The 4,926-nt window shown below is 60.9% G+C and carries 6 protein-coding genes; 3 read left to right on the forward strand and 3 right to left on the reverse strand.

What is annotated here, in order from left to right; translation table 11 throughout:
* From NEZ08_RS24275 to NEZ08_RS24285, 3 genes are all read left to right on the forward strand, one after another.
* Positions 1–332: TrbG/VirB9 family P-type conjugative transfer protein (locus NEZ08_RS24275; RefSeq protein WP_298112856.1), on the forward strand; the 332-nt coding region annotated here is incomplete at its 5' end.
* Positions 326–1,504 (forward strand): TrbI/VirB10 family protein, encoded by a 1,179-nt coding sequence (locus tag NEZ08_RS24280; protein WP_298112858.1) that lies wholly within the window; start codon positions 326–328, stop codon positions 1,502–1,504. The genes NEZ08_RS24275 and NEZ08_RS24280, both read left to right, overlap by 7 nt.
* A 14-nt stretch (positions 1,505–1,518) precedes the next feature.
* Positions 1,519–1,770: a DUF2274 domain-containing protein gene (locus tag NEZ08_RS24285; RefSeq protein WP_298112861.1), complete on the forward strand. Its 252-nt coding sequence runs from the start codon at positions 1,519–1,521 to the stop codon at positions 1,768–1,770.
* Here NEZ08_RS24285 and NEZ08_RS24290 read toward each other — a convergent pair.
* The 3 genes from NEZ08_RS24290 to NEZ08_RS24300 form a co-directional block, all read right to left on the reverse strand.
* A complete protein-coding gene (locus NEZ08_RS24290) occupies positions 1,746–2,684 on the reverse strand; it encodes a LysR family transcriptional regulator (RefSeq protein ID WP_298112863.1) in 939 nt (312 codons plus the stop codon). The genes NEZ08_RS24285 and NEZ08_RS24290 overlap by 25 nt on opposite strands.
* Before the next feature lie 14 nt (positions 2,685–2,698).
* Entirely contained in the window at positions 2,699–2,821 is a 123-nt protein-coding gene (locus NEZ08_RS24295) for a hypothetical protein (RefSeq protein WP_298112866.1), read from the reverse strand.
* An 865-nt stretch (positions 2,822–3,686) separates the two neighbouring features.
* Positions 3,687–4,394: an outer membrane beta-barrel protein gene (locus tag NEZ08_RS24300; RefSeq protein WP_298112869.1), complete on the reverse strand. Its 708-nt coding sequence runs from the start codon at positions 4,392–4,394 to the stop codon at positions 3,687–3,689.
* Between the last annotated feature and the right edge of the window lie 532 nt (positions 4,395–4,926).

A 4,926-nucleotide genomic window follows, 5' to 3' on the forward strand; every position in this document is an offset into this window, starting at 1 on the left:
CCGAAGCAGCTGCGCCGATCGACAGCGGCATCGATATCGGCAAGCTGCGTTTCCGCTATGCGATCGAGGGCGACAGTCCGCCGTGGCGACCGACGCAGGTGTTCGACGACGGCGCGAAGGTCTATATCGAGTTCGCCCGCGGCATCGCGCAAGGCGAGATGCCGCCTCTGTTCGTGATCGGCAGCGACGGGGCTACCCAACTCGTCAACTACCGCGCGCGGCAGAACTACTACATCGTCGACCGCCTGTTCGCCGCGGCCGAGCTGCGGCTCGGCGGTGACGGCGCACAGAAGGTGCGGATCGTGCGCACGGACGGGTGGAAGCCGTGGTGAATGAACCGGACCTCACGCGAGAAGATCAGCTCGCGGCTGAACTGCGCCTGCGGCCCGAGCCGTCGCCGGTGACGCGGCTTTCGCGGAAGGTGCTGGCGACGCTTGGCGCGGTGGCGGCGGCTGCAATCCTCGGCGCGCTGGTGTTCGCGTTGCAGTCGCGCGGTCCTGGCCAAGAGTCCACCGAGCTCCACTCGACCGGCCACAAGACGACCGCCGACGAGCTTGAGAAGCTTCCGAAGGACTATTCCGGGCTGCCGCAAGCGCCGCCGCGGCCAATCCCGCAACTCGGGCCTCCCCTTCCCGGCGACCTCGGCCGTCCCATCCTCAATGCGGTAGGCGCGGCACCGTTAGCGGACGAACAACGCATCGCGCAGGAGGACGAGGCCGCGCGGCTGAGCCGGGTGTTCGCGACCACGAACACGCGTCAGGAAACGGCGCCAACCGCGCCGACTCCAGCGGCGAGCGGCGTGCCGGGACAGCCCCAAGCGGCCGACAGCAGGCCGCCGCTCGATCCCGGATCGCTGCAAAACATGCAGGACCGCAAGCTTGCATTCCTGAATGCCGACACCGACCAGCGCACGGTGAGCCCGGACCGGCTGGCGCGGCCGGCGTCGCGCTATGTCGTGCAGGCCGGATCGGTGATCCCGGCAGCGCTGATCACGGGCATCCGATCCGACTTGCCTGGCGAGATCACCGCGCAAGTGACGGAAAACGTCTATGACAGCAGAAGCGGAAATTTCCTGCTGATCCCGCAAGGCGCACGGCTGATCGGCCAGTACGACAGTCAGATTTCGTTCGGCCAGTCGCGCGTGCTCTTGGTGTGGACGCGCATCATCATGCCGAATGGCACGTCGATCGTGCTGGAGCATCAGCCGGGTGCCGACAGCGCGGGTTATGCAGGACTCGAGGACGAGGTCGACTATCACTGGGGCAATCTTGTCAAGGCAGCGGCGATCTCCACCCTGCTCGGCATCGCCAGCGAGCTCGTGCTGAACAGCAATAATTCCGTGGTGGAGGCATTGCGCACAGGTGCCGAGAACACCGTCAACCAGACCGGGCAGACGTTGGTCAGCCGCCAGCTCAATGTTCAGCCGACACTAACGATCCGACCGGGCTTTCCGGTACGGGTGGTGGTCAACCGCGATCTGATATTTGTGCCCTACAAGGGCTGACGGAGCGGGACATCGTGACCAAGCTGAAACTCGGCCCGCTTATGGACGACAAGCCAGTCAAGCTGACGGTCGAGCTACCGGCTCAAGTTTATCGGGACCTCGCCGCCTACAGCGACGTGTTGTCGGCAGAAAGCGGCCAGGCGGTCGAGCCGACCAAGCTGATTGGGCCGATGCTGGCGCGTTTCATGGCGACGGACCGCGCTTTCGCGAAAGCCCGAAGGAAACTGCCATCTCGCAAATCTCAACCTCCACCAGCCGCGGGATGAGTGTGGCGGCGAGCGAGCCCGGCATCCTCGCGCAAGAGATCTAAGAACTGTCGCAGCGCGGGATTGTCGTTTCGTGTGTGCCAACAGGCCAAGCACGGCAGCGGCAGCGTCCGGCGTCTCTCAGTTATCTCGCGGTAGACGACGCCGGGGTGGACGACGCCGGCATTGGACGCATAGAGCAGCGTGATGGAACGGCGCAACGCCACGAGGCCGATGACCGTGTCGCGGTCGGCGCTGGTCTGGACAATGGCGGGCAGGACGCCGGAGCCGTTCAGTTTCGCGATCAACGCATCCCTTAGCTCTGGACCAGGATCGCGGTTGCTGAATAGGATCTGTTCCTGCCGCAAATCATCCCAGCTCACGGCCTGCGCGACGGCGAAACGATGGGCGTCAGATATGGCGACCAGGATTTTCTCGGTCCACAACGGAAGAACTTCGTGTGAGCCGCTTTGGATCCGGCCGGTGACGATGACGACGTCGAGGGCGCCGCTGTTGAGCCGTTCCATCAGGCTGTGCCGGCTTTCATCGATGACGCTGATCTCAACATCGGGGAAGCGCTCCGCGTAAGCCAGAAGGGCTGCGCGCAGCGGTCCGGTAGACAGCGACGCGTAGAGGCCGATACGCAACCAGCCGGATTCGCCGCGGCCGGCGGTGCGCGCGTTGGTGAGCAGCGACTCTAGATCGCTCACGATGCGCCGCGTGCTTTCCAGGAAGGCTCTGCCGGCATCGGTCGGACGGATGCCGTGGCGATGGCGCTCGAACAGGGAAACGCCGATGCGTGCTTCAAGCTGCCGGATCCGTCTGCTGATGGTCGACGTCTGAACTCCCAGTAGCGAGCCGGCTCTGTGAAAACTCCCCTGCTCCGCCGCGATTAGGGTTTGAAGCAGCGCATCGAGTTCAATGTTCCTGATCATGGGCGGGCGAGTTGTCAGAAAAGGCGTCGAAGCAACCGCAGGGAAATGGCTTTGCGGCGGGTGAAAGCGGCAGCAACCGGTGCGGCGCCATAGGCGGCGATGTTCGCCCCAATGCGGGTATGCGGCGCTTCACGCATTCAGCGGTTTCCCCTGATCTGGGCGACCAGAGTGGAGAGCCTGGGTGTTAGGGGCGACGACAGTCGCTTCCACGTAGGTCTCCAGCAGGGTTTGGCTTGCGAAGTCGGAAGACCCAAACCGAGGCGTCAGTCGGGCCAGGAGATAATTGCAATCCGCAACGAGGACAACCTGTAAGACACAATAGTTTTAACGTACTCACGTCGCTTACTCTCGCGCTACTAAGACGCGCCAAAATACACAACCAAAAATAGACATGCTTGGTTATCCAGCGGAGATGACAACGAGATGAAAACATGCTGCGGAAGCACAGCTGGCCGTTCGACAGGTCGGGCCCGCGAACGACACGGGAACGAAAATGACAACGGCAGGTCGGGCGGGATCGGCGCAGCGGTGGTGCCCACGAGATCGTTTCGGCAGCCGCCGAACCCCTTATGCAGAGATTTTGTGACAATTCGTTAGATTAGAGCGAAAACGAACAACTCCGACAGTCGCCATCGGTATGGCGCGGCCCGATAGAGGCGCTTTGAACCTCTCCGCCCTAAGAGTCAAAAGTGCGGTGCGCCCGATTGTTCTGTAAGAATGCCTTAAGATGCGGCGCTCGAACATCTCGATGAACGCGATGCATCCATGACGCCTGATCGCGAAACCGGCGAACGAGCCGCTCTGGTCTCATCATAGACCTGACATGGATCGAACAACATCGTCACCGCTACCGCCGACGGTCGGGGCATGACTGATCCGAGTGGCTCAGATGAATGACCCAAGCAGCGCCAATAACAAACGTCGAAGGGCGTCATTGACTGTTTCTCATGAAAAAAGCCCCAGACAATGCTGGGGCTCTCATCAGTTTAGCATGCGATCAGATCAGTAACCGGCCATCACCGGGCCGCCGAACTTGTAATTCAGACGAACAGTGAAGAGATCGACGTCCTGTTTGATGTGGTCAACAGTAGCCGACGCAAAAGTCACGTCGTTGCCACCCATGAACAGGTGATCATATTCGAAGCCGAGCGACAGGTTCGGCATGATGGCATATTCGAAGCCGGCGCCAACCGCAGCGCCCCACCGAGCTTCACTGGCATTGTCTTGCAAGAAGCCATTGTTATAGACATTGTACCGATTGTCCGTGACTGCGGCACCGCCCTTCACGTAGAATAGCGCGCGATCCCACGCATAGCCGATCTGACCGGTAAACAGGCCGAATGCGTCCACCTTAGTTTGGTTCTCAAAGCCGGTCTGCAAGCTAATGTTGCTACCCCTGAAGTCAGCCCAGTTGCCCTGCGCTTCCAAGCCGAACACCCAAGAGGCCATCTGCCAGCGGTAGCCGACCTGTCCGCCGAACGTGGCTCCAGACGGATTGTGGCTGCCTTCATCACCGATGCCAATCTCATTCCAGTCGACGTTGCCGGTGGCGCCGCCACCGTTGATACCAATATAGAAGCCGCTCCAGTCGTAGGCAGCTTGCATCATCGCGGGCGCCTTCGTGTACGCACGAGCGGGCAGATCAGCGGCAAAGGCTGTGCTCGAGAGACCGATCGAGGCGATAGCGGCGGTTAAAATGAGTTTACGCATTTGATTCCCCCAAACGAAAGGTTTGACCACCGTATAACGACGCAACGTAAAGATAGTCTCACTCCCACAATAAACGAGGATGATTTTATGGCTGCCTGTGGCAAAATCAACACAGATTGGCGGGCGCTCCATGCAAGTCGTGGATGTTCTTGAAAACGCGATACGCAACACCAACGACAAGCGAATAGCGGTTCAGATAAGGCGTCCCGCGTTCGGCCGCGCCGGCTTATCTACGCTCTGATTTGGCTTTGGGCTTGCGGCGGCGTTTTGACCCTCGACAATCGTTGTTCAAGCGGACCTGCGAGGCGTCGCGCTGGGGCATGGCAAGCCGATACGGGTGGCAGGAGTGCGGAAGAAGGCGGTCAGGAAGCATCAGATTATCAGCGCCGGCCACCCGTATAGCTGAGGCTTTCGTTGCGGCATGGGGGAGCAGTAGCGCAGACCGTAACACGCCAACGAAGCCCGCCGGGGTTGAGCCGGCGGGCTTTTGAGCTTCGACCAAAAGTGATCTTCCCTCGAAAAAATGGACAGA

This window comes from Bradyrhizobium sp. (assembly GCF_027451485.1).
Classification (GTDB): domain Bacteria; phylum Pseudomonadota; class Alphaproteobacteria; order Rhizobiales; family Xanthobacteraceae; genus Bradyrhizobium.